The following is a 24,456-nucleotide window of genomic DNA, read 5'->3' on the forward strand; positions in this document are numbered from 1 at the left end:
TCGGGCAAGGTCCTTCGCTACACTCGACGCATCTTCCCCGGAACAACAAGGCTGTTTGCTATGCAAAATCGCATGATGATCACTGGCGCGGGCTCGGGCCTGGGTCGCGAAATCGCGCTGCGCTGGGCGCGTGAAGGCTGGCAACTGGCTTTGTCGGATGTCAGCGAACCCGGTCTGCAGGAAACCCTGAAACGGGTTCGCGAAGCCGGCGGCGATGGCTTTGTCCAGCGTTGCGATGTGCGCGATTACAGTCAGCTGACCGCGTTCGCCCAGGCCTGTGAAGTCAAACTCGGCGGCATCGATGTCATCGTCAACAACGCCGGTGTCGCCTCGGGCGGGTTCTTCAGCGAACTGTCCCTGGAAGACTGGGACTGGCAGATTGCGATCAACCTGATGGGCGTGGTCAAGGGGTGCAAGGCGTTCTTGCCGCTGCTGGAAAAAAGCAAAGGCAAGATCATCAACATCGCGTCGATGGCGGCCCTGATGCAAGGCCCGGCCATGAGCAACTACAACGTGGCCAAGGCGGGTGTGGTGGCGTTGTCCGAAAGCCTGCTGATCGAACTGGCGCACCAGGAAGTCGGTGTACATGTGGTGTGCCCGTCGTTCTTTCAGACCAACTTGCTGGATTCTTTCCGTGGGCCGACGCCCGCCATGAAAGCACAGGTCGGCAAGTTGCTGGAAAGTTCGCCGATTAGTGCAGCGGACATTGCCGACTACATCTATCAGCACGTCGCCGCCGGCGAATTCATGATCCTGCCCCACGAACAGGGCCGTATGGCCTGGGCGCTCAAGCAGAAGAACCCGCAACTGCTCTATAACGAAATGACGGTCATGGCCGATAAAATGCGCGCCAAGGCCAAACAAACCGCAGGCTGAACTTGCCCGCGCACAACGTCGTCGTTAGGGTGGCCGCAACCGGTCAGCCTAACGAGACGCTCGCATGCTCAATTACCTGTGGTTTTTTCTTGCCGCGCTGTTTGAAATCGCCGGCTGCTTCGCCTTCTGGATGTGGCTGCGCCAAGGCAAAAGCGTCTGGTGGGTGATGCCGGCGCTGCTCAGCCTGACCTTGTTCGCGCTGCTGCTGACGCGTGTCGAGGCGAGCTACGCAGGGCGTGCCTACGCCGCCTACGGTGGCATCTACATCATTGCGTCGATTGGCTGGCTGGCGGTGGTCGAACGGATTCGTCCGCTCGGCTCGGACTGGATCGGCGTGGCGTTGTGTGTAATCGGCGCGAGCATCATCCTGTTCGGTCCGCGTTTCTCTGCTGCCTGACGCAAAGTCACATTTTGTAAGACGTTTCCTTAAGAGGTGTTCGTCTTGCGCTGTAGGGCGGGACTGTTTTGCGTTCGTTGCATTGAAGGCCCGCCGCACGCCGGGCATCTTCTGGGTTCGATAACCCTGAAGGACGAATGCCATGCTTGTACTCAGCCGCGTTGTGGGCGAAATGATTTCCATCGGTGACGACATTTCGGTGCGTATTGTCGGCGTCAACGGCAACACGGTGCGCTTTGGCATCGAAGCGCCGCAGAGCGTCAATGTGCACCGTGCCGAAGTCTACAAGCGCATCCAGGTCAAACTGGCAAAAACCAAAGGGCGATGAAAACGTCAGTCGAACAGATGCTTGGGCACGTCGTGCTTGAGCATCAACTGGCATTGCTCGCTTTCCGGGTCGAAGACAATCAGCGCCTGACCTTTGGTCAAGGCCTGCCGAACACGCAATACGCGGGTTTCCAGCGGCGTGTCATCGCCGTTGTCGGTGCCGTCACGGGTCACGAAATCCTCGATCAGGCGGGTCAGGGTGTCGACTTCAAGTTGGTCGTGGGGAATCAGCATAGGCACCTCGGCTAAACAATGGCGCGATGCTACGGCGAATGATGGGTGGCGGCTAGTCTGGACTCGATGCGATGCCTGGGAGATCGCCATCGCTGGCAAGCCAGCTCCCACAAGGGTTGTGTCGTACATAATTTTGCATACGACACAAACCCTGTAGAGCTGGCTTGCCAGCGATAGCGATCACTCAGTCAACCCAAAACCTGATCAGCTATCAGACCGCTGCCCCACCAGGCTGTCCACCGACGGCACTCGCGTATCGCTTTCCATCTGCGTGTCATGTTCGATCTGATGACTGAACCGGTCCAATGAGCCCTTGGCCGGCTGCGCATCGCTGGCGAACACTGGCGGGCTGAGGATGTAGGCGCCGAGCAGGCGACTGAGTGCCGCGAGGCTGTCGATGTGGGTGCGTTCATAGCCGTGAGTCGCGTCGCAGCCGAAGGCGAGCAGGGCGGTGCGAATATCATGGCCGGCGGTGACCGCCGAATGCGCATCGCTGAAGTAATAGCGAAACAGGTCGCGGCGCACCGGCAACTCGTTGTCGCTGGCCAGCCGCAGAAGGTGTCGCGACAAGTGATAGTCGTAAGGCCCGCCGGAATCCTGCATCGCCACGCTGACCGCGTGTTCGCTGGAATGCTGGCCGGGCGCGACCGGCGCAATGTCGATGCCGACGAATTCGCTGACGTCCCACGGTAACGCCGCCGCGGCGCCGCTGCCGGTTTCCTCGGTGATGGTGAACAGCGGATGGCAGTCGATCATCAGCTCTTCGCCACTGTCGATGATCGCTTTAAGTGCCGCCAGCAACGCGGCAACACCGGCCTTGTCGTCGAGGTGCCGGGCGCTGATATGGCCGCTTTCGGTGAACTCCGGCAACGGGTCGAACGCGACGAAATCGCCAACGCTGATCCCCAGGGAGTCGCAATCGGCGCGAGTCGCGCAGTACGCGTCGAGGCGCAGTTCGATGTGATCCCAACTGATCGGCATCTCGTCCACGGCCGTGTTGAAGGCATGCCCGGACGCCATCAACGGCAACACGCTGCCACGGATCACGCCGTTGTCGGTAAACAGACTGACGCGGCTGCCCTCGGCAAAACGGCTGGACCAGCAGCCAACCGGCGCCAAGGTCAGGCGACCGTTGTCTTTCACCGCGCGAACGGCGGCGCCGATGGTGTCGAGGTGGGCGGAGACGGCGCGGTCGGGGCTGTTTTTCTTGCCTTTGAGCGTGGCGCGGATGGTGCCACGGCGGGTCATTTCGAAAGGAATGCCCAGCTCCTCAAGCCGCTCGGCGACGTAGCGCACGATGGTGTCGGTGAAGCCGGTGGGGCTGGGAATGGCGAGCATTTCCAGCAGGACTTTTTGCAGGTAGTTGAGGTCCGGTTCCGGGATTTTACGGGTCATGGAAACTCCTGATGAGTCACGAACATCGATGGTTTCGATGAGAGAAAGAAGGTGTGTTGCCTGTCAGGCCGCTATCGCTGGCTTGCCAGCGATGGCGGCCCGACAGGCACTGCATCACTAAGAAACCGCCGGCTGACTGTGCGGAAACAACAGATCCACAAACCGCTCGGCCGTTGGCTGCGGTTCATGGTTGGCCAGCCCGGCGCGTTCATTGGCTTCGATAAACACGTATTGCGCTTGATCCGCCGCGAGCACCATCAGGTCGAGCCCGACCATCGGAATGTCCAGCGCTCGCGCCGCGCGTACGGCTGCGTCCACCAGTGTCGGATGCAGGATCGCCGTGACATCTTCAAGCACACCGCCGGTATGAAGATTCGCCGTACGCCGTACGAACAAGTGTTCGCCCGCCGGCAGAATGCTGTTGTAGTCGTAACCGGCTGTCTGCACAGTGCGTTCGGTCTCGTGGTCCAGCGGGATTTTGCTTTCACCGCTGGTGGTCGCCTGACGTCGACGACTCTGGGCTTCGATCAGCGCGCCGATGGAATGCTGACCGTCGCCGACCACTTCGGCCGGCCGACGAATCGCCGCCGCCACCACCTCAAACCCGATCACCAGAATCCGCAGATCAAGGCCTTCATGAAAGCTTTCCAGCAGCACACGGCTGTCGAATTGGCGGGCTGATTCAATGGCTTGCTGGACGTCTTCGATGGTCCGCAAATCCACCGCCACCCCTTGTCCCTGTTCGCCATCCAGCGGTTTGACCACGACCCGCTCGTGCTCGTCGAGAAACGCCAGATTGTCATCGGCGTTGCCGGCCAGTTGCTGGGTCGGCAGATTCAGCCCGGCTGCCTTCAACACCTTGTGCGTCAGGCTTTTGTCCTGGCACAGGCTCATGCTGATGGCGCTGGTCAGGTCACTCAGTGACTCCCGGCAACGTACCCGCCGCCCGCCGTGGCTGAGGGTAAACATCCCGGCCTCGGCATCATCGACCTGCACATCGATGCCGCGACGATGGGCTTCCTCGACGATGATCCGCGCGTAGGGGTTGAACTCGGCTTCAGGGCCGGGGCCGAGAAACAACGGTTGATTGATGCCGTTCTTGCGTTTGATCGCAAAGGTCGACAGGTTGCGAAAGCCAAGCTTGGCGTAAAGACCTTTCGCCTGGCGATTGTCGTGCAGCACGGACAGGTCCAGGTAACTCAGCCCACGGCTCATGAAGTGTTCGATCAGATGCCGCACCAACACTTCGCCGACGCCGGGCCGCGAACAGTGCGGATCGACCGCCAGGCACCAGAGGCTGCTGCCGTTCTCCGGATCGTTGAACGCCTTGTGATGATTGAGGCCCATAACACTGCCGATGACCGCGCCGCTGTCCTCGTCCTCGGCCAGCCAATACACCGGGCCGCCCAGATGACGCGGGGTCAGCAGGCTGGCGTCGATCGGCAACATGCCGCGTGCCTGATACAACTGATTGATCGCCTGCCAGTCCGCATCGCTTTGCGCACGACGAATGCGAAAGCCGCGAAACACGCGGGTTGCCTGCCGGTAATCGCTGAACCACAACCGCAAGGTGTCCGACGGATCAAGAAACAACTGTGCCGGCTCCAGCCCCAGCACTTGCTGGGGCGCGGCGACATACAGGGCGATGTCGCGCTCGCCCGGCTGCTCATTGAGCAATTCCTGGGCGAGGCTCGCCGGATCGGGGAATGTATGGCCGATCAGCAACCGGCCCCAGCCGCAATGCACGGCAATCGGTGCGGCGCCCAGTTCACTGCCGTCTTCGGCCAGGCGCGCCTGCAAGCGTTCGTAAGAGGGCGCCTGACCGCGCAACAAGCGTTGGCTATACGCCGTGGCGTGAGGTTTCATCGATCAGATTCCTTGTTCACTGAGCCACAGGTTCAGTGCCGCCAATTGCCACAGCTTGGAGCCGCGCAACGGGGTCAATTGGCCTTGTGGATCGGTCAGCAAACGGTCGAGCATCGCCGGGTTGAACAGGCCGCGATCCTGGCTCGGGTCCAGCAGCAGTTCGCGCACCCAGTTCAGCGTGTTGCCCTGCAAATGCTTGAGGCCCGGCACCGGGAAGTAGCCTTTCTTGCGGTCGATGACTTCGCTCGGAATCACCAATCGCGCGGCTTCTTTCAGCACTTGCTTGCCGCCGTCCGGCAGTTTGAATTTGCCCGGCACCCGCGCTGACAATTCCACCAGGCGATAGTCGAGAAACGGCGTGCGCGCCTCCAGGCCCCAGGCCATGGTCATGTTGTCGACGCGTTTGACCGGGTCGTCCACCAGCATCACCGTGCTGTCCAGACGCAAGGCTTTATCCACCGCTGCATCGGCGCCGGGCTGTGCGAAATGTTCCTTCACGAAGTCGCCGGCGGCGTCATTCGCGGTCAGCCATTTCGGCTGTACGGTGGCGGCGTAATCCTCGTAGCTGCGGTCGAAAAACGCCTCGCGGTACGCCGCGTACGGATCGGCCGCGCCATCGACCTGTGGATACCAGTGATAACCGGCAAACAGTTCGTCGGCACCCTGGCCGCTTTGTACCACTTTGCAGTGCTTGGCCACTTCGCGGGACAACAGATAGAAAGCGATGCAGTCATGGCTGACCATCGGCTCGCTCATCGCGCGGAAAGCTGCGGGCAGTTGCTCGATGATCTCCTTTTCGTCGATGCGCAGTTGATGGTGTTGCGTGTTGTAGTGTTTGGCGATCAGGTCCGAGTACTGGAACTCGTCACCGCGTTCGCCGCCGGCGTCCTGGAAACCGATGGAGAAGGTCGACAGGTTTTCCACGCCAACCTCACGCAACAGACCGACGAGCAGGCTCGAATCGACACCGCCCGAGAGCAGCACGCCGACGTCCACGGCCGCCCGTTGACGGATCGCCACGGCATCGCGGGTGCTGTCGAGTACGCGGTCGCGCCAGTCTTCGAGGGTCAGATTGAGCTCGTCGGCGCGTGGACCGTAGGGCAGGGTCCACCAGGTTTTCTGCTCGGTGGTGCCATCCGCTTCGATGCGCATCCAGGTGGCGGGTGGCAGCTTTTCAATGCCGGCCAGCAAGGTGCGCGGCGCCGGGACCACCGCGTGGAAGTTCAGGTAATGATTGAGCGCCACCGGGTCGAGGATCGGGTTGATGTCGCCGCCCTTGAGCAACGCCGGCAGCGCCGAAGCAAAGCGCAGGCGCTGGCCGGTGCGCGACAGGTACAGCGGCTTCACGCCGAGACGGTCACGGGCGATGAACAGGCGCTTGGCGTCGCGCTCCCAGATGGCGAAGGCGAACATGCCATTGAGCTTGGGCAACAGCGCTTCGCCCCAGGCGTGATAGCCCTTGAGCAGCACTTCGGTGTCGCCGCCGGAATAGAAGGCGTAACCGAGGCTTTCGAGCTCGGTGCGCAGTTCCGGAAAGTTGTAGATCGCGCCGTTGAAGGCGAGGGACAGGCCCAGTTGATTGTCGACCATCGGCTGCGCCGAGCCGTCTGACAGGTCCATGATTTTCAGGCGACGATGGCCCAGGGCAATCGGCCCCTGGCTGTGAAAGCCCCACGCATCAGGGCCGCGAGGCGCCAGGTGATGGGTGATTCGTTCAACGGCTGCAAGGTCCGCAGGTTGATGATCAAAGCGTAACTCGCCAGCTAATCCGCACATAAAGTCCTTACCGGTTTTTCCGTTGGGGAGGGTCAATCGATACCCGGCTAAAACGACGGGTACTCAGAAACTGACCCGCTGGGATCGTGGGAGTTTTAGATCGATAAGTAATAAGCAGGCGTCGCGGGGGGAACGGCAGCCGAGGCAGAAATGCGTACTGCTGTGGTGGTAATTATTGATGTGATGCATAGGAGTAGCTGTTGGGATGCACGCTCATTCGACCCGGTATTCGAGTTATTAAATGCCTGTCGAGCTTCATAAACTGAGGTTCTCTCAACGCAATAAGGATATTGCTCATGCTGGCTACGACTTCCAAAACTGCTCCCGTGGTGGTGCCAATGACATTGGCCCAACTTCTCGAAGCGTTGTTGGAGCACACAGGTGACCTGGACAAGGCGCTCGTATTGCAAGCGTCTGTTCCGCAATGGTTGGCGACGGCGGACCTGAATGGGGTGCAGGCGCTGAAGGCTGGGTTCGAGCAGTCTTTTGCTGCCCAAGGCAAAGTCACGGAGGCGCTCAAAAAGCTCAAGCCGCTGGATGAGTTCTGCAAAGAGCAACTGACCGGGTTCCTCAAGGGCAAATGGACGATCGATTTCGACGTCGAGCGGGACACGCTGGACATCACCAAAAAAATCTACACCTCAACAGGTGTGCTTCCGGTCTTTGGAGCCAAGGAGAGAGAAACGACCACCTCACGCAGCCTGCTCCAGGCGGCCATGGAAAACTTCACCTCCGGGGAAGCGCGGAGCGGCGGTATTCCGGACTCGGTAGTTCGAATCAATAAACAGGCGCAATCAGGCGCTGAAACAACCCCTGAAAAATTCGCCGCACTCTGTCGTGAACTCGACCTCGGTGCCCGCTATCAGCGCCATATCGAGGAGGCCTTGGCATTGCCGGCCAGACCCGCAAGGGGTGCGCCTGCCGATGATCGGGCCAGCGTCGCGGACATCCGGCGGTTGAAGGTGCTGGACTTGCGAGTCGCCCTCCACATGGCCTCCCCGAAAAAGAACATCACGCCCGCGGTCTACACGATGCTGCTGAGTGTGATCGATCAGGATCTCCCGGCAGCTCAAACCCGGGGCGCGCTGTTTGATGGCGGGCCGGTGCATTGGCAGGGCTTGATGATTCAGGACTCCTGCATTTGTGGAGCGCTGGTATTTACCAAAGTCTCCATCGATACCGAGCCGAAGGCCCGGTGTGTGGTTTACATGCCGAACGAACCCCGACGACCGCTGTATGAATACGCCTCGCTGGATGAATTCAAGGTCTACCTGACCCTTCATTTGCAAAGCAAACGCTATCGAAAAACTTTCGCCGAGCAGTACCTGCACGGCCACGATAAAACCGGGTTTTTTACCCGGTTTGACAAGAGCAGGACCTTGGGCACGCTCGCTGCCGCTCCCGCCGACACGTGCCTTGGCGATTTTTTCTTCAGTACGTTTGTCCGTACGACTCAAAAAGACGCACGGGTGCTTGCCGTGCCGACTGAAGATGTCGATGAGCAACAACGGGAAAAAACCGTTCAGGCATTGCTCGACGGTGGTCTTCTATTGCTGAACGCCGCCGCTTTTTTTGTACCGGTGATTGGCCAATTCATGCTGGCTGCGGCGGTCGTCGACATCGTCAGTGAGGTTTATGAAGGTGTGGCTGACTGGACGCATGGCGAGCGGGCCCAGGCGCTGTCCCATTTACTGAGTGTCGTGGAAAACGTCGCTCAACTGGCAACGTTTGCCGTCGGCGGAAAAATCATCGCGACAGCTATCGGTAAGGGCGCGAAGACGCAGGAGGCATTTTTCGACGGTTTCGAAGCCATCACTCGCGTTGATGGCAAAGCAAGGTTATGGAAACCCGTCCTCGAACCCTATAAACAGGCCACCGCTCTGCCAGTCGACGTGCAACCTGATTCGCAAGGGCTTTACCGGCATGCCGGACAGACGTCGATCGTCATGGAGGGCGCGACCTATCGCGTCACCCGCAACGCCGCAGGATCGGCATGGACCCTCAATCATCCTGTGCGCACGGACGCCTTTGCGCCTGCCGTCGAGCGAAATGTGGACGGTGGCTGGCGGCATGCCTATGAGCATGCGCACGAGTGGCGCGACGGCGCTTATGCGTTGGGGCGCACGGATCCGCGTTTGAGCGATCTCGGCAGTGATCTGGACGCGATTGCCGACATCACTGGCATGACGCCTGACACGTTGCATCAGCTCCATGAAAGCCACCTCAAGCTACCGCAGCGGCTGAATGATTGTGTCGAGCGTTTCAGGATTGACCGGCGCATCACCGCAATGGTCGCGGCAATGGAACGGGGAGAGACCGCGAACAAGGACTTCATTCAGGAGCAACTGCATACACTGCCGAGGCTGCCCGGCTGGCCGGTCGAGCGCTTCATTGAAGTACGAAACGAGCAGGACCAGGTCGTTTCCCGCTTCCCCGACACCGCGTCCCACGATGATGACGTCAACAGCGTGCAGGTCTCTGAGTCGGCTCTGGATTCGGGGACACTGCTCGATGCCGTTATCAGTGGACTCTATCCGGCAGAAGTGGAGGGCATCGTGGGTCGCACGACCACTGAATCGAAATCGCAGCTGCTGGCAAAGAAGATCGCGACAACGCTCAAGCACAATCGCCAGCCGCTGTTTCAGTGGCGCTATAAAACCTGGGACGGCACCGCCAGCGGAGATGTGGCGATACTGCGCGAACACGCCGCAGACCTGCCCACACAGGTATGTCAGGAGTTGCTGGATAACGCCTCTGGCAGGGATCGCAGTTTTTTGCGTGACCGCAAAATCCTTGGAATGGATCTCGCCGGGCAGGTCAGTGAGGCTCAGGTGCAGATCAGGCAGGACCGTGCGCTCACCGGGTTGCATCTGCCGCAACTGGCCAATGCCGACACCGACAGACTGACCCTCGGGTTGATGGACAGGGTGCAAGGCTGGGATGACAGCTGTCGACTAGAAGTGCGACAGGGTTCAGCGACCGGCACCTTGCTGGACAGCGTGGGCGAAGCGGATGCGCAGTCGCCCGGGGTGATTGTCAAGACGCCCAGCGGGTATCAGGTCACCCAAACCAACGGCAATGTGTCTTCCACGCTGACCAGCGAGAGCCTGCTTCAGTCGATACTGGATGCATTGCCTGACAGCGCCCGCACACCTCTCACCGGCGACGATACGCTGGATGTCCCGACGTTACGATCACGGCTGTTGAGGGCCGCCGCTGGCGATCCGGCGCGGACCCGGCAAGTGCTACGGGGGGAGCGCAGTGATACACCCAGACACCTTTCTGTCTGTGTCCAGGCGGATCCTCCCGCAGCGGGCACTTATGCAAGGGGCTTGATTCGTAAAGTCAGAAAGCTCTATCCGCTGTTCACGGATGCTCAGGTTTCGTCGTTTCTCGACAACGCCGGCACCACCCGGATGCAACGAGTGAATCGAATCAAGGAGCTGCAGCAGCAACTGAAGAAACTGCTCGGCGTGTTGCACACCTGGCGTGACGATGAAGTGCAAATGAAGAAGCTGCCGGGGGCGCTCAACGATATCCGGGTCAGCCGTCGTCAGGTGGCCAATGCCATCGAAAACTGCTGGCGCCGGGTAACACGGCAAAATCCGCCTTCTACAACGCTCGCGCTGGAGCACAACCCTGTAGGCCCCTTGCCAACGCTGACCGAACCGGATGTCGCCCATGTGCGCAGGCTTTCAATCAGGGACATGCAGGCGGGCGATGAACTGGCGTATTTCCTTAGACCGTTCAAAGGGTTGGTCACTCTGGAACTGGACCGCAATCAACTCACACGATTGCCTGAGGCGCTGTCGCACATGCCCGACCTCCAGTACCTAAGCCTGCAGGGTAATCAGCTTCAACTGACTGAACACACCTTGCGCAAACTGGCCGACATGCGCAATTTGCGCACGTTGGGGCTGAGCGGCAATCGCTTGGGGGCCACGATTGATGTCAGCAAAATGCTCAATCTGAAAGAACTGCTCCTGCGCGATACGCACGCGACGGAACTGCCTGTCGGGCTTTCCCGCTTGCCGTATCTGGACTTCGTGGACCTGCGAGGAAACCAGATTCGGGAGTTGCCGCAATGGCTGTTCCAACTTCCTCAGCGATTCGCGCTGGCGATCAACCTGCGCCACAACCCCATCTCCGCGACGAGCCGAACATCGCTGGAGGCCTACCGGCGCCGTACGGGGATCGGGATGGGGCTGCTGCAGAGTGAAACGACGGTGTTCAATGATCAAAGGGCTCGAGACCTGTGGATGCCAAAACCGGTTGAAGAAACCTATGCCAGTCGTAATCGTGCATGGCTGGCGCTGAGGAACGAACCCCGAGCGAAAGAGTTCTTTGAACTGCTGGCAGAAGTCGGGAGCTCGGCGGATAGCCGCTTTGTGAACGAAGACATGACCCGGCGCGTCTGGAGTGTCATTGAGGCGACTCGGACGGACTCGGCGTTATGCACTCAATTGCTGTCGATGGCAGTGAAAGCCCATTGCGCTGATGACGCGGCGACGATCTTCAGTAACCTTGAGGTTGCCGTCGAGATCGACAGGGTGGTTCGACAGTCCGCCAATGCCCATGATCAGGCCGCTCGGCTGTTGAGACTTGGGCGAAGCCTGTTCCGTCTGGATTATCTTGGCAGAATTGCCGGGGAACAGGCCCAGGCCGATCCCGCGCTTGATGCGGTGGAAGTGGAGCTGGCTTATCGCACCGGCCTGGCCGACCGGCTCGAACTGGTCGGCCAGCCCCGGCATATGCGTTATGCAAAGCTGAGTGGCGTAAAGGCTAATGATTTGGAGGTTGCCTACAACAAGGTCATCGCCGCAGAAATCTCACCTGAACTATCGACTTACATCAGTGGCCGTACGTTCTGGAGCGACTTTTTGCGACAGCATCATGGCCAACAGTTCACCGACCTGACGGCACCCTTTCACGTGCGGATGGAAACTGCCTTCGAAAATGAGGCGACACTTGGCGCGGACTATCGTCCGCAGGTTGACGGCATCGCCGATGAGTTGAAGCAAGCCGAGACTGCTTTGTTAAAGCGTCTGACCGAGGCGGCCATGACGGCTGACGAGTCAAGGACTTGCTTTGCGCTGGATTGAGCGCCTCAGGCCTTGCCTCGAATTAATCGGCGCAAGGCAAATCGGTTCGGATGGCACGCCTCGGCCACGGCTCTGGGCAAGGGCAGCGGTTCGTTATCCAGCCACGCCGCCAGCAACTCGCCTGACAACGGAGCGGTGATCAAACCTCGGGAACCGTGGCCGCTGTTGACGTACAGGCCGTCCAGCCATGGACAAGAGATGTCCGGGGTTTGCCGGGCATCCTTGCTCAAGGCGCTGTAGGCGTCGGCGAACGCCAGACCGTCGGCCAATGGACCGACAATCGGCAAGTAATCCGGGCTGGTGCAGCGAAACGCTACGCGCCCTTCAAGTGCTTCAGGTTGCAATGCATTCGCGCCGAGCCGAGCGACCAGGTCTACCGAGATTTCTTCGAGCATCAGCAGATTGCCTGCATGTTCGGCAGCGGTAGGGGTCAGGTCATCGGAGTTGAAATCGAAACTGGCACCCAGCGTGTGTTCACCCAAACGCGCTGGCGCGACATAACCTTCGGCGCAGACGACGGTGCCCAGCGCCTGGCTTTCAGCGGTCTGTGGCAGGCGAGTGATCTGTCCCCGAATGCGTTTGAGCGGCAGTTCGCTGCTGTAGGAGAAACGTTTGATCTCGGCAGCGCCGGCCAGTATTACCACCGGGGCATCGGCCAGTACGGTATCGCCTTCCAGGGCTTGCCAGTGTCCGTTCGCTCGACGCAACTCCAGCACATCATGATGCGTCAGGACCTGTATGTTCGGGTGCGCAGCTTGCCATTGGCACAGGGCGGGCGGATGCACCCAGCCGCCTTCGGGGTAGAACAGGCCTCCCGATTGCAGCGCGATGCCGGCGCGGATTTCGGCCTGCGCTCGATCGAGCGTGTGCAGCAAGTCCTCGGGAAACGCCGCAGCCAATTGCGCCTGACGCTGCGCTTCCTTGGCATTGAACGCCAGTTGCAACACACCGCAATCGTCCCAGTCGAGACCTCGATGCAACTGCTCAAGCACCCGTCGGGTATGGCCGAAACCGCTGACGATCAATTGCGACAACGCCGTGCCATGTGCGGAAAGCTTGAGGTACAAAACCCCCTGAGGATTGCCCGAGGCTTCCTGTGCCAGTGCTGCGTGACGCTCCAGCAGACTGACTTGCCAACCCCGCGCCGCCAGGCTGGCGGCCGTCGCGCAACCGGCGAGGCCGGCGCCGATCACCAGGGCACGACGTTCGCCGTTTAGTGGCATCGGGCGCGCGAACCATGGTTTAGCCACGGCGGGCACCGGAACTTCCTCAGGCCAGCCGAGGAACACGCCGCGCAGGATTTCCCATTTGTGGCCAATGCCGGGCGTGCGTTTCATCTTGAAGCCTGCGCCATTCAACAGACGACGTACCCACCCGGTGCTGGTGAAGGTGCTGATGGTCGAGCCGGGCGCCGCCAGTCGGGCCAGTTCGGCAAACAGTTCGGCGGTCCACATGTCGGGGTTTTTCGCCGGGGCGAAACCGTCGAGAAACCAGGCATCGATCTGCGCGTCCAGTTGTGGCAATTGCTCCAGCGCATCGCCGATCAGCAGCGTCAGGGTGATGCGCCCGTGGTCCAGAACCAGGCGCTGAAAGCCTTGATGGATTGCCACGTATTGCGCCAACAGTTGATCGGCAAACGGCTTGAGCTCCGGCCACAAGGCCAGCGCCCGCTGCAAGTCGGGCAGGCTCAGCGGGTACTTTTCGACACTGACAAAATGCAATCGCGCACCGGCCACCGCGTGCTGCTCGAACAACTGCCAGGCGCACAGGAAATTCAACCCGGTGCCAAAACCGGTCTCGCCAATCACCAGCCTCCCGCCCACCGGCAACGCTGCAAAACGTTCACGCAGCGCGTTTTGTTCGAGGAAGACGTAGCGGGTTTCATCCAGCCCGGACAGGTCGGAAAAATACACATCATCGAACACCCGCGAGCGCGGGAGCCCTTGGTCGTCCCAGTCGAGCTGGGCGTGGGGCAATACAGGTTTCATGGCAGGCTCGGCAACGGCAAGGCGGCCATTCTAGCCGATCGACGAGTCGCTGCTTGATCCATGGCAACGTGCGGATCGGGCCGGGCAGTGAAAATGGGATTTCTCCCACACAGGAGAGGTCAATCCGCTAGTCTTGTTCAATCCTGGAAGGAGACGTTCAATGTTCGAATCTGCCGAAATCGGTCACGTCATCGACAAAGAAACCTATGAAGCCGAAGTGCCGGCGCTGCGTGAAGCGTTGCTCGAGGCGCAGTTCGAACTGCAGCAGCAAAAACGCTTTCCGGTGATTATTTTGATCAACGGCATCGAAGGCGCCGGCAAGGGCGAGACGGTGAAGCTGCTCAACGAATGGATGGACCCGCGCCTGATCGAGGTGCGCACGTTCGATCAGCAGACCGACGAAGAACTGGCGCGACCACCGGCCTGGCGCTACTGGCGGATGCTGCCGGCCACGGGGCGCATGGGAATTTTTTTCGGTAACTGGTACAGCCAGATGTTGCAGGGTCGGGTTCATGGCGTGATCAAGGATCCCCGGCTCGATCAAAGCATCAACGGTGCCGAACGCCTGGAAAAGATGTTGTGCGATGAAGGTGCGCTGATCTTCAAGTTCTGGTTCCACCTCTCCAAGAAGCAAATGAAGGACCGCCTCAAGGCCCTGGCCGATGACCCGCTGCACAGCTGGCGCATCAGCCCGCTGGACTGGCAGCAATCGGAGACTTACGACAAGTTCGTCAAGTACGGCGAACGCATTCTGCGCCGCACCAGCCGCGACTATGCGCCGTGGCATGTCATCGCCGGGATGGACCCGCGCTATCGCAGCCTGGCGGTCGGCAGGATTCTGCTTGACGGCCTGCAAGAAGCCTTGAAAAGACCGAAGATTCACCCGGACAAAGTCAGCGCCGCGCCATTGGCCAGCAGTGTCGATCGGGTGACCTTGCTCGACAGCCTCGACCTGAGCCAACACTTGGAGAAGGAAGACTACGAAGAGCAACTGATCACTGAGCAGGCGCGTTTTTCCGGGTTGATGCGCGACAAGCGCATGCGCCAGTACGCCTTGATCGCCGTGTTTGAAGGCAACGATGCGGCAGGCAAAGGCGGGGCGATCCGGCGGGTGGCCGCTGCGCTCGATCCTCGGCAATACAGCATCGTGCCGATCGCCGCGCCCACCGAAGAAGAGAGGGCGCATCCTTACCTGTGGCGATTCTGGCGGCATATTCCGGCACGGTCCAAATTCACCGTGTTCGACCGTTCCTGGTATGGCCGGGTGCTGGTGGAGCGTATCGAAGGCTTTTGCAGCCCGGCTGACTGGCTGCGCGCTTACAGTGAAATCAACGATTTCGAAGAGCAGATCGCCGATGCCGGTGTAATCGTGGTCAAGTTCTGGCTAGCCATCGATAAAGAAACGCAAATGGAGCGCTTCGAAGAGCGCGAGCAGATCCCCTTCAAGCGCTTCAAGATTACCGAAGATGACTGGCGCAATCGCGAAAAGTGGGACGCCTATCGGGCTGCAGTTGGCGACATGGTTGACCGTACCAGCACCGAAATCTCACCCTGGACGCTGGTGGAAGCCAACGACAAGCGCTGGGCGCGGGTCAAGGTTTTGCGCACGCTTAACCAGGCGCTGGAAGCGGCGTTCGAGAAATCCGACAAGCACGAGAAAAAGCTGAAAAAGTTGAAGAAGTGAACCGATGGTGACGCATACGCGGGGTGAATGATTGTCGCGACCGGTCACGGGTGGACTTATGCTCGATCCACTCTCAACCGACAACAATAATGAGGTATGCCATGCGTGAAGTGGTGATCGTCGACAGCGTTCGGACCGGCCTGGCCAAGTCCTTTCGCGGCAAGTTCAACCAGACCCGTCCGGACGACATGGCGGCTCACTGCGTCAATGCGCTGCTGGCGCGCTCGGGCATCGACCCGGCCAGCGTCGAGGATTGCATCGTCGGCGCCGGCTCCAATGAAGGCGCCCAGGGCTACAACATTGGTCGCAACGTCGCGGTGCTTTCGCGTCTGGGTACCGGCACCGCCGGCATGACCCTCAACCGTTTCTGCTCATCGGGCTTGCAGGCCATCGCCATCGCCGCCAACCAGATTGCTTCGGGTTGCAGCGACATCATCGTCGCCGGTGGCGTCGAATCCATCAGCCTGACCATGAAAAGCGTCAACACCGACAACCTGATCAACCCGCTGCTGAAAGAGCAGGTGCCGGGCATCTACTTCCCCATGGGCCAGACCGCCGAAATCGTCGCCCGACGTTACAGCGTCAGCCGCGAAGAACAGGACCTGTACGCCCTGCAAAGTCAGCAACGTACTGCACACGCGCAGGCCGCCGGTTTGTTCGACGACGAAATCGTGCCGATGGCGGTGAAGTATCGGGTTGAAGACAAGGCCACCGGGCAGGTGCAGGTTCTCGACGGCGTTGTCGATCGCGACGACTGCAATCGTCCGGACACTACGCTTGAGAGTCTGGTAGGGTTGAAACCGGTGTTTGCCGAAGACGGTTCAGTGACGGCGGGCAACTCGTCGCAGCTGTCCGATGGCGCGTCGATGACGCTGGTGATGAGCCTGGAGAAAGCACTGGAACTGGGATTGAAGCCGAAGGCGTTCTTCCGTGGTTTCACCGTGGCGGGCTGCGAGCCGGACGAAATGGGCATCGGCCCGGTGTTCTCGGTACCGAAGCTGCTCAAGGCCAAGGGGTTGCAGGTCGCCGACATCGACCTGTGGGAACTCAACGAGGCCTTTGCCTCGCAATGCCTGTACAGCCGCAATCGGCTGGGGATCGATAACGACAAGTACAACGTCAATGGCGGCTCGATTTCCATTGGTCACCCGTTCGGCATGACCGGTTCGCGTCAGGTCGGGCATCTTGTGCGGGAATTGCAGCGGCGGAATTTGCGTTACGGCATCGTCACTATGTGCGTGGGTGGCGGGATGGGCGCGACCGGGTTGTTTGAAGCGGTGCGCTAAAAGCCTTGAGATTTTTGGTGAATCTCAAATTGCTATCGCGGGCAAGCCCGCTCCCACAGGTTTTTTGATGGGCACAAAATTTGTGAACACCGAAGATCACTGTGGGAGCGGGCTTGCCCGCGATGCAGGTGCCTCGGTCTATCGACTGGCGCTTAAAAGCTGCATCCGCGCAACATAAGCCTCAATCCCCCGCTCAGCCGCCTCCGGGTTTTCAAACGGCCCCTCCAGGGTGTTTTCCCGGGTGCTGAAATACAACTCCCCGTTTACCCGACAAATCCGGTCACAGCGAAAGTGCGTGGCGGGGGCGTTGTCCTGGGCGCGCATGCCGTACATGGCGGTCTCCTGAAAGGTGTTCCTGTTGGCGGATCAAATGAGCTTATGCATGAACCGCTTATAGCGCCTGGCCAACCGATCGACGGCATATCGCCAATTTGTTGCTGCGACCCGCACAGTTTCATTTGCGTCCGGTAGCCAACTGTCCCTGTGTGCCAGGCCGCGCTGAGCCTAGAATGACGGCTCTTGCCATCGGGCTTTGAGGTACGCATGCACATTTCATCGGGTCGCTGGGTTTACGGCCTGTTCCTGGCCTTGTTGACCGCGTTGTTGTGGGGAATCCTGCCGATCAAACTCAAGCAAGTGCTGCTGGTGATGGACCCGGTCACGGTGACCTGGTTTCGGCTGATGGTGTCCGGCGGGTGCCTGTTCATTTACCTGGCAGCCACCAAACGCCTGCCGAGCCGCAAAGTGCTCGGGCCGCGCGGTGGCTGGCTGGTGTTGATGGCGGTGCTCGGTCTGGTGGGCAACTACGTCCTGTATTTGATGGGCCTGAACCTGCTCAGCCCCGGCACCGCGCAACTGGTGGTGCAGATGGGCCCGATCATGTTGCTGATCGCCAGCCTGTTTGTGTTCAAGGAGCGCTTCAGCGTGGGGCAGGGGATTGGCCTGCTGGTGTTGCTGATTGGTTTCGGACTGTTTTTCAACCAGCGTCTGGCTGAGTTGCTCACTTCGCTGACCGACTACACGGCGGGCGTGCTCCTGGTGTTGTTGGCGTCCACGGTCTGGACCTTCTACGCCCTTGGGCAGAAGCAATTGCTGACGGTGTGGAATTCGTTGCAGGTAATGATGGTGATTTACCTGTTCTGCGGGTTGCTGCTGACGCCGTGGGTGCATCCGCTGGAAGCGCTGCAACTGAGTCCGCTGCAAGGCTGGCTGTTGCTGGCGTGCTGCATGAACACCCTGATTGCGTATGGCGCGTTTGCCGAAGCGCTGGCGCACTGGGAAGCCTCGCGGGTGAGTGCGACGCTGGCGATCACGCCGTTGGTGACGTTCGCGGCGGTGGCCATGGCCGCCTGGTTGTGGCCTGAGTATGTGCATGCCGAGACGATCAATGGTCTGGGGTATGGCGGGGCGGTACTGGTGGTATTGGGGTCGGCGCTGGTGGCGTTGGGGCCGTCGTTGATTGCGGGGCTCAAGGCGCGCAAGGTTCGGATGGCGGCCAGTTAGACCGCGTTATCGCTCATCGCGAGCAGGCTCGCTCCCACAGGAGTACTCGGTCAACTGTGGGAGCGAGCCTGCTCGCGATGACTGACTAAAGGCCGCCCAAAATCTTAACCCTTGGCCCCGGCCTCCAGCATATTCTCCGGCCTCACCCACGCATCAAACTGTTCATCGGTCAGATACCCCAACTGCAACGCCGCCTCCCGCAAGGTCAGCCCCTCGGCATAGGCTTTCTTGGCAATCTCCGCCGACTTGTCATACCCGATATGCGGGTTCAGCGCGGTCACCAGCATCAATCCACGTTCCAGATGCTCAGCCATTTTCTCCGCGTCCGGCTCCAGGCCGGCGATGCAATGCTGCTGGAAGTTGCTGCAGCCATCGCCCAGCAAGCGTATCGATTGCAGCAGGTTGTGGATGATCACCGGTTTGAACACGTTCAGTTGCAGATGGCCCTGACTCGCGGCGAAGCCGATGGCCACGTCGTTGCCCAGCACCTGACACGCCAGCATCGACAGCGCTTCGCACTGGGTCGGGTTGACCTTGCCGGGCATGATCGAGCTGCCGGGTTCGTTGGCCGGCAGTTTCACTTCGGCAAAACCGGCACGCGGCCCGGAGCCCAGCAGGCGCAGGTCGTTGGCGATTTTCATCAGGGTCACGGCCAGGGTTTTCAGCGCGCCGGACAACGTGGTCAGCGGCTCGTGGCCCGCCAGTGCGGCGAACTTGTTGGGTGCGGTGACAAACGGCAGACCGGAGAGCGCGGCCAGCTCGGAGGCGATCGCTTCGCCAAAACCGTGCGGTGAGTTCAGTCCGGTGCCGACCGCGGTGCCGCCCTGAGCCAGTTCACACACGGCGGGCAGGGCGCTGCGGATCGCCCGCTCGGCGTAGTCCAGTTGCGCGATGAACGCCGAGAGTTCCTGGCCGAAGGTGATCGGTGTCGCATCCATCATGTGGGTGCGGCCGGTCTTCACCAGTTTCATGTGCCGCGCGGACAACTCGGCCAAACCTCCCGACAGCTCGTTGATCGCCGGCAGCAAATGCTGTTGCACAGCCTGGACCGCAGCGATGTGCATCGCGGTGGGGAAGCAGTCGTTGGAGCTCTGGGAGCGGTTGACGTGATCGTTGGGGTGCACCGGCGACTTGCCGCCTCGCAGGTTGCCAGCCAGTTCGTTGGCCCGCCCGGCAATCACTTCGTTGACGTTCATGTTGCTCTGGGTGCCGCTGCCGGTCTGCCACACCACCAGCGGAAACTGGTCGTCGTGGCTGCCGTCGAGCACTTCGTCGGCGGCCTGTTCGATCAACCGGGCGATGTCGGCGGGCAGGTCGCCGTTGCGGTCATTGACCCGCGCCGCGGCTTTCTTGATCAGCGCCAGCCCATGCAGCACCGCCAGCGGCATACGCTCGTTGCCGATAGCGAAGTTAATCAGCGAGCGTTGCGTCTGAGCACCCCAGTAGGCCTCATCCGGCACTTCCACCTCGCCAAGGCTGTCGGTCTCTATACGGCTCATCATGCACACTCCTGTCAGTCTGATAGCGCAGTTTAGGCCGTGATCGCCGGCCGTGGTTCCATCGGTCAGTATTTTGACCATTCAACCCCTCTAATTCAGGCCCGACAAGGCTTGGGGTTGAGCGACACACTTTTTTAGGCGCAGAATGGTCGCCCTTGGGGTTTTACCTCGCCTGCTAGAAAAGGAAACTCGATGACTCGTCTTCGTGCCATCTGTACCGCGGTTGCACTGGTTTGCGCCAGCGGCCCTGTTTTTGCCGATACCGCCAGCCACAACGCCAGTGCCGAAGCTTTCCTGACCCTGGCGCACGCTGACAAATTGGGTACTCCGGTGTACATGCAAGTGCAGCAAATGTTCGCTCAGCGCTTTGAACAAACCAAAGCCCCTGAATCGAAAAAAGCCTTGCTGGAAACCTACCAGGCCAAAGCCAACGCTGCTCTGGACCAAGCCATTGGCTGGAACAAGCTCAAGCCGGACATGGTCAAGCTGTACACCACCAACTTCAGCGAATCCGAGCTCAAGGACCTGGTTGCGTTCTACCAGTCGCCACTGGGCAAGAAAGTCCTGGAAAAAATGCCGCAGCTGACTCAGCAATCGGCCCAGATGACTCAAGCCAAGCTGGAAAGCGCCGTGCCTGTGGTCAACAAACTGCTGGCTGACATGACAGCCGAGCTGGAGCCTAAAGGCGCCGCTCCTGCCAAGAAAAAGCCTTAAGCGGAGCCGGGTATGACCATGCAACAACGCATCGAATCGACACTGGGCCTGTTACAACCCGAGTATCTTCAAGTGCTGGACGAAAGCCACATGCACAGCCGTGGGGTGCAGACCCATTACAAGGCCGTGGTGGTCAGCCAGCAATTCGAAGGGCTCAATCGCGTCAAGCGTCACCAGAAAGTCTACGGCACGCTCGGCGAGCTGATGGGCGAGTTTCATGCGTTGGCGCTGCATACCTACACGCCTGAGGAATGGGCACAGATTGACGCGGCTCCGGCCTCGCCGACCTGTGCTGGCGGCAGCAAGCATTAACCCTCGGTTTTTTGCTAGAATCCGCAACGCGCCGCTTACCCGGCGCGTTTTTTTTCGCATCCGGTTCACCCCTTACGAGGGTAGCCACCTGGAGAATCACCCATGACACAACAGATTGTCGTGGCGGCACTGTATAAGTTCGTCACCCTGGAAAACTACGTCGACCTGCGAGAGCCCCTGCTGCAGGCGATGGTCGACAACGGCATCAAAGGCACGCTGCTGATCGCCGAAGAAGGCATCAACGGCACCGTCTCCGGCAGCCGCGAAGGCATCGACGGGCTGATGGCCTGGCTCAAGAACGACCCGCGCATGGACGACATCGACCACAAAGAGTCGTACTGCGACGACCAGCCGTTCTATCGCACCAAAGTCAAACTCAAGAAAGAAATCGTCACCCTCGGCGTCGAAGGGGTGGACCCGAACAAAAAGGTCGGCACCTACGTTGATCCAGAGAACTGGAACGCGCTGATCAGCGATCCGGAAGTGCTGTTGATCGACACCCGTAACGACTACGAAGTCTCGATCGGCACTTTCGAAGGCGCCATCGATCCGAAGACCACCAGTTTTCGTGAATTCCCCGATTACATCAAAGCCAACTTCGACCCGGCCGTGCACAAGAAAGTCGCGATGTTCTGCACCGGCGGCATTCGTTGTGAAAAGGCCTCGAGCTACATGCTCAGCCAGGGTTTCGACGAGGTCTATCACCTCAAGGGCGGCATTCTGAAGTACCTCGAAGAGGTGCCGCAGGAAGAAACCAAATGGCAGGGTGACTGCTTCGTCTTCGATAACCGCGTGACGGTGCGTCATGACCTCAGCGAAGGTGACTACGATCAATGTCATGCCTGTCGTACACCGGTTAGTGTCGAAGACCGTGCGTCCGAGCACTACGTGGCGGGCATCAGCTGTCCGCATTGCTGGGATAAGCTGAGCGAGAAAACCCGTCGCAGCGCCATCGATCGGCAAAAGCAGATCGAACTGGCCAAGGCTCGCAACATGCCTCACCCGATCGGCTACAACTACAAGCAAACCCCTTCCGAGGCTTGAACCATGTCTGTACGCCGCCTGCTCTATGTGATGGATCCGATGTGTTCCTGGTGCTGGGGCTTTGCGCCGGTGGCCAATGCGCTGGTCGAACAGGCGAAGGCGGTGGGTGTGGACGTGCATCTGGTAGTGGGCGGCTTGCGCACCGGCAGTGGTTCGGCGCTGGAGCCGACCACCCGGCGCTACATTCTTGAACATTGGCAAGCGGTCACCGAGGCCACCGGCCAGCCGTTCAAGCAAGAGGGTGCGTTGCCTGACGGTTTTGTCTACGACACCGAGCCCGCCTGTCGGGCGTTGGTGACGGCGCGCGGCCTGGCGCCGGATTGCGCATGGAAACTGCTCGGTCTGATCCAGCATGCGTTTTACGCAGAAGGTCGTGATGTCACCCACGCCAGTGTGCTGGTGGAACTGGCAGAGCAGGCCGGTCTGCCGCGCATCGAGTTCGCGGCCGCGTTCGACCGCGCCGATCAACATGTTGCGACAGCGGCTGATTTCACCTGGGTACAGGACCTCGGCATCGCCGGTTTCCCCACCTTGCTGGCTGAACGTGAGGGTCAATTGGCGTTGCTGACCAACGGCTATCAGCCTCTCAGCGTACTGTCACCGCTGCTCGGCCGCTGGCTGGAGCGCGCTGCCTGTGCATGATCTGCCCGACGACGCTCCAACCGCTGCACGTGTCGACCGTCTGAGCTGGGCGGAAATCCGCCGCCTGGCCCTGCATCACAAGAAAGCCCTGTGGATCGCCAACGGCGTGGCTGTGCTGGCGACCTTGTGCAGCGTGCCGATTCCCTTGCTGCTGCCGTTGCTGGTGGACGAGGTGCTGCTGGGCCATGGCGACGCCGCGCTGAAAGTCATGAACCACGCACTGCCCGAAGGCTGGCAGAAAGCGGCGGGGTACATCGGCCTGATGCTGCTGGTGACCTTGTTGCTGCGCTGCGGTGCCTTGCTGTTCAACGTGGTGCAGGCAAAGTTGTTCGCGGCATTGGCCAAAGACATCGTCTACCGCATCCGCATACGGTTGATCGAACGTCTCAAGCGCATCTCGCTGGGCGAATACGAAAGCCTGGGCAGCGGCACGGTCACCACGCACCTGGTCACCGACCTGGATACCGTGGACAAATTCGTCGGCGAAACCCTTAGCCGTTTCCTCGTCGCCATGCTGACCCTGGTCGGTACGGCGAGCATTCTGATCTGGATGCACTGGAAGCTGGCGCTGTTGATCATGCTGTTCAATCCGCTGGTGATCTATGCCACGGTGCTGCTGGGCAAGCGGGTCAAACACCTGAAGAAACTCGAGAACGACAGCACCTCGCGCTTCACCCAGGCACTCACCGAAACCCTCGATTCCATCCAGGAGGTGCGCGCCGGCAACCGCCAGGGCTTTTTCCTCGGGCGACTCGGCCAGCGGGCGCGGGAAGTACGCGATTACGCGGTGACTTCGCAGTGGAAAACCGATGCCTCGAACCGGGCCAGCGGTTTGCTGTTCCAGTTCGGCATCGATATTTTTCGTGCCGCCGCCATGCTCACGGTGTTGTTCTCCGACCTGTCCATCGGCCAGATGCTCGCGGTGTTCAGCTACCTGTGGTTCATGATCGGTCCGGTGGAACAGCTGCTGAATCTGCAATACGCCTACTACGCGGCGGGTGGCGCGCTGTCGCGGATCAACGAACTGTTGGCCCGTGCCGATGAGCCGGAATACCCGGGCGGGGTCGACCCGTTCAACGGTCGCGAAACCGTAGGTATTGAAGTCCAGGGATTAAGTTTCGGTTACGGCGACGAGCTGGTGTTGAACCAGATGAACCTGTCGATCGCTCCCGGTGAAAAAGTCGCGATTGTCGGCTCCAGCGGCGGTGGCAAAAGTACCTTGGTGCAGTTGCTGCTGGGCCTGTATACACCGCTGGCCGGGACGATCCGCTTCGGCGGTTCGACCCAACAGGATATCGGTCTGGAAACGGTGCGGGAAAACGTCGCCGTGGTCCTGCAACACCCGGCGCTGTTCAACGACACCATCCGCGCCAACCTCACCATGGGCCGTGAGCGCAGCGACGAAGCCTGCTGGCAGGCACTGGAAATTGCGCAACTGCACAACACGGTTCGGGAATTGCCCAACGGCCTGGACAGTATCGTCGGGCGGTCCGGCGTGCGCTTGTCCGGCGGTCAGCGCCAACGTCTGGCAATCGCCCGAATGGTGCTGGCCGAACCGAAAGTGGTAATCCTCGACGAGGCCACTTCAGCACTGGATGCCGCCACCGAATACAACCTGCACCAGGCATTGGCGCGGTTCCTGAGTCACCGCACCACCCTGATCATTGCGCACCGTTTGTCGGCGGTGAAGCAGGCGGATCGGGTGCTGGTGTTCGATGGCGGGCAGATTGCCGAGGATGGCGACCATCAGCAACTGATTGCTGACGGTGGTTTATACGCCAAGCTTTATGGGCATTTTCAGCAGTTGTAAG

General features: G+C 60.2%; 19 protein-coding genes. 12 read left to right on the top strand and 7 right to left on the bottom strand.

Annotated elements, in window-relative coordinates:
• Positions 1-60 precede the first annotated feature (60 nt).
• The 3 genes from F8N43_RS27385 (at position 61) to csrA (ending at position 1,601) form a co-directional block, all read left to right on the top strand.
• The gene (locus F8N43_RS27385) at positions 61-876 is read left to right on the top strand and encodes an SDR family oxidoreductase (RefSeq protein WP_150631690.1); all 816 of its coding nucleotides are present in this window, start codon (positions 61-63) and stop codon (positions 874-876) included.
• Between the two features lie 64 nt (positions 877-940).
• Positions 941-1,273 (top strand): YnfA family protein, encoded by a 333-nt coding sequence (locus F8N43_RS27390; RefSeq protein ID WP_150631689.1) that lies wholly within the window; start codon positions 941-943, stop codon positions 1,271-1,273.
• Between the two features lie 142 nt (positions 1,274-1,415).
• Positions 1,416-1,601 (top strand): carbon storage regulator CsrA, encoded by a 186-nt coding sequence (gene csrA, locus F8N43_RS27395; protein ID WP_150631688.1) that lies wholly within the window; start codon positions 1,416-1,418, stop codon positions 1,599-1,601.
• Positions 1,602-1,606: 5 nt separating this feature from the next.
• Here the strand turns inward: csrA and F8N43_RS27400 are convergent, their stop codons facing one another.
• The 4 genes from F8N43_RS27400 to F8N43_RS27415 all read right to left on the bottom strand — a co-directional run bounded on the left by F8N43_RS27400 (position 1,607) and on the right by F8N43_RS27415 (position 6,871).
• Positions 1,607-1,834, bottom strand: coding sequence for a YheU family protein (locus F8N43_RS27400; protein ID WP_003199186.1), 228 nt, complete (start codon positions 1,832-1,834; stop codon positions 1,607-1,609).
• Positions 1,835-2,038: 204 nt separating this feature from the next.
• Positions 2,039-3,229, bottom strand: a complete 1,191-nt coding sequence (locus F8N43_RS27405) for an osmoprotectant NAGGN system M42 family peptidase (RefSeq protein WP_150636010.1) — start codon at positions 3,227-3,229, stop codon at positions 2,039-2,041.
• Between the two features lie 117 nt (positions 3,230-3,346).
• Complete coding sequence (ngg, locus tag F8N43_RS27410; RefSeq protein WP_150654620.1) at positions 3,347-5,095, bottom strand: N-acetylglutaminylglutamine synthetase; 1,749 nt, start codon at positions 5,093-5,095, stop codon at positions 3,347-3,349.
• Between the two features lie 3 nt (positions 5,096-5,098).
• A complete protein-coding gene (locus F8N43_RS27415; RefSeq protein WP_150631685.1) occupies positions 5,099-6,871 on the bottom strand; it encodes an N-acetylglutaminylglutamine amidotransferase in 1,773 nt (590 codons plus the stop codon).
• A 296-nt stretch (positions 6,872-7,167) separates the two neighbouring features.
• Between F8N43_RS27415 and F8N43_RS27420 the strand changes: the two genes are divergently transcribed.
• Positions 7,168-11,973, top strand: coding sequence for an NEL-type E3 ubiquitin ligase domain-containing protein (locus F8N43_RS27420; RefSeq protein ID WP_150654621.1), 4,806 nt, complete (start codon positions 7,168-7,170; stop codon positions 11,971-11,973).
• 5 nt (positions 11,974-11,978) lie between these two features.
• On the opposite strand, the gene mnmC is transcribed toward F8N43_RS27420, so the two are convergent.
• Positions 11,979-13,961: a bifunctional tRNA (5-methylaminomethyl-2-thiouridine)(34)-methyltransferase MnmD/FAD-dependent 5-carboxymethylaminomethyl-2-thiouridine(34) oxidoreductase MnmC gene (gene mnmC / locus F8N43_RS27425; protein WP_150654622.1), complete on the bottom strand. Its 1,983-nt coding sequence runs from the start codon at positions 13,959-13,961 to the stop codon at positions 11,979-11,981.
• 160 nt (positions 13,962-14,121) lie between these two features.
• On the opposite strand from mnmC, the gene pap reads away from it, so the two are divergent.
• Both pap and F8N43_RS27435 read left to right on the top strand, forming a co-directional pair.
• On the top strand, positions 14,122-15,645 hold the full coding sequence (pap, locus tag F8N43_RS27430; protein WP_150631682.1) for a polyphosphate:AMP phosphotransferase: 1,524 nt from the start codon (positions 14,122-14,124) through the stop codon (positions 15,643-15,645).
• A 101-nt stretch (positions 15,646-15,746) separates the two neighbouring features.
• Positions 15,747-16,931 (top strand): thiolase family protein, encoded by a 1,185-nt coding sequence (locus F8N43_RS27435; RefSeq protein ID WP_150654623.1) that lies wholly within the window; start codon positions 15,747-15,749, stop codon positions 16,929-16,931.
• Between the two features lie 138 nt (positions 16,932-17,069).
• On the opposite strand, the gene F8N43_RS27440 is transcribed toward F8N43_RS27435, so the two are convergent.
• A complete protein-coding gene (locus tag F8N43_RS27440; RefSeq protein WP_150631680.1) occupies positions 17,070-17,264 on the bottom strand; it encodes a DUF6316 family protein in 195 nt (64 codons plus the stop codon).
• A gap of 210 nt (positions 17,265-17,474) precedes the next feature.
• On the opposite strand from F8N43_RS27440, the gene F8N43_RS27445 reads away from it, so the two are divergent.
• On the top strand, positions 17,475-18,434 hold the full coding sequence (locus F8N43_RS27445; protein WP_150631679.1) for a DMT family transporter: 960 nt from the start codon (positions 17,475-17,477) through the stop codon (positions 18,432-18,434).
• A 104-nt stretch (positions 18,435-18,538) separates the two neighbouring features.
• Here the strand turns inward: F8N43_RS27445 and F8N43_RS27450 are convergent, their stop codons facing one another.
• A complete protein-coding gene (locus F8N43_RS27450; protein WP_150636000.1) occupies positions 18,539-19,933 on the bottom strand; it encodes a class II fumarate hydratase in 1,395 nt (464 codons plus the stop codon).
• A 192-nt stretch (positions 19,934-20,125) separates the two neighbouring features.
• Here F8N43_RS27450 and F8N43_RS27455 point away from each other — a divergent pair, with 192 nt between their 5' ends.
• The 5 genes from F8N43_RS27455 (at position 20,126) to F8N43_RS27475 (ending at position 24,455) form a co-directional block, all read left to right on the top strand.
• Positions 20,126-20,647, top strand: coding sequence for a DUF2059 domain-containing protein (locus tag F8N43_RS27455; protein WP_150631677.1), 522 nt, complete (start codon positions 20,126-20,128; stop codon positions 20,645-20,647).
• Positions 20,648-20,659: 12 nt separating this feature from the next.
• Positions 20,660-20,959 (top strand): BolA family protein, encoded by a 300-nt coding sequence (locus F8N43_RS27460; protein WP_150631676.1) that lies wholly within the window; start codon positions 20,660-20,662, stop codon positions 20,957-20,959.
• Between the two features lie 102 nt (positions 20,960-21,061).
• A complete protein-coding gene (locus tag F8N43_RS27465; protein WP_008035679.1) occupies positions 21,062-22,003 on the top strand; it encodes a rhodanese-related sulfurtransferase in 942 nt (313 codons plus the stop codon).
• Between the two features lie 3 nt (positions 22,004-22,006).
• Positions 22,007-22,645 (top strand): DsbA family protein, encoded by a 639-nt coding sequence (locus F8N43_RS27470; protein ID WP_150654624.1) that lies wholly within the window; start codon positions 22,007-22,009, stop codon positions 22,643-22,645.
• Positions 22,638-24,455: an ABC transporter ATP-binding protein gene (locus F8N43_RS27475; protein ID WP_150654625.1), complete on the top strand. Its 1,818-nt coding sequence runs from the start codon at positions 22,638-22,640 to the stop codon at positions 24,453-24,455. Before F8N43_RS27470 ends, F8N43_RS27475 begins: the two co-directional genes overlap by 8 nt.
• Position 24,456: the final 1 nt, after the last annotated feature.

This window comes from Pseudomonas fluorescens (genome assembly GCF_902498065.1).
In the GTDB taxonomy this organism is placed as follows: Bacteria; Pseudomonadota; Gammaproteobacteria; order Pseudomonadales; family Pseudomonadaceae; genus Aquipseudomonas; species Aquipseudomonas fluorescens_BJ.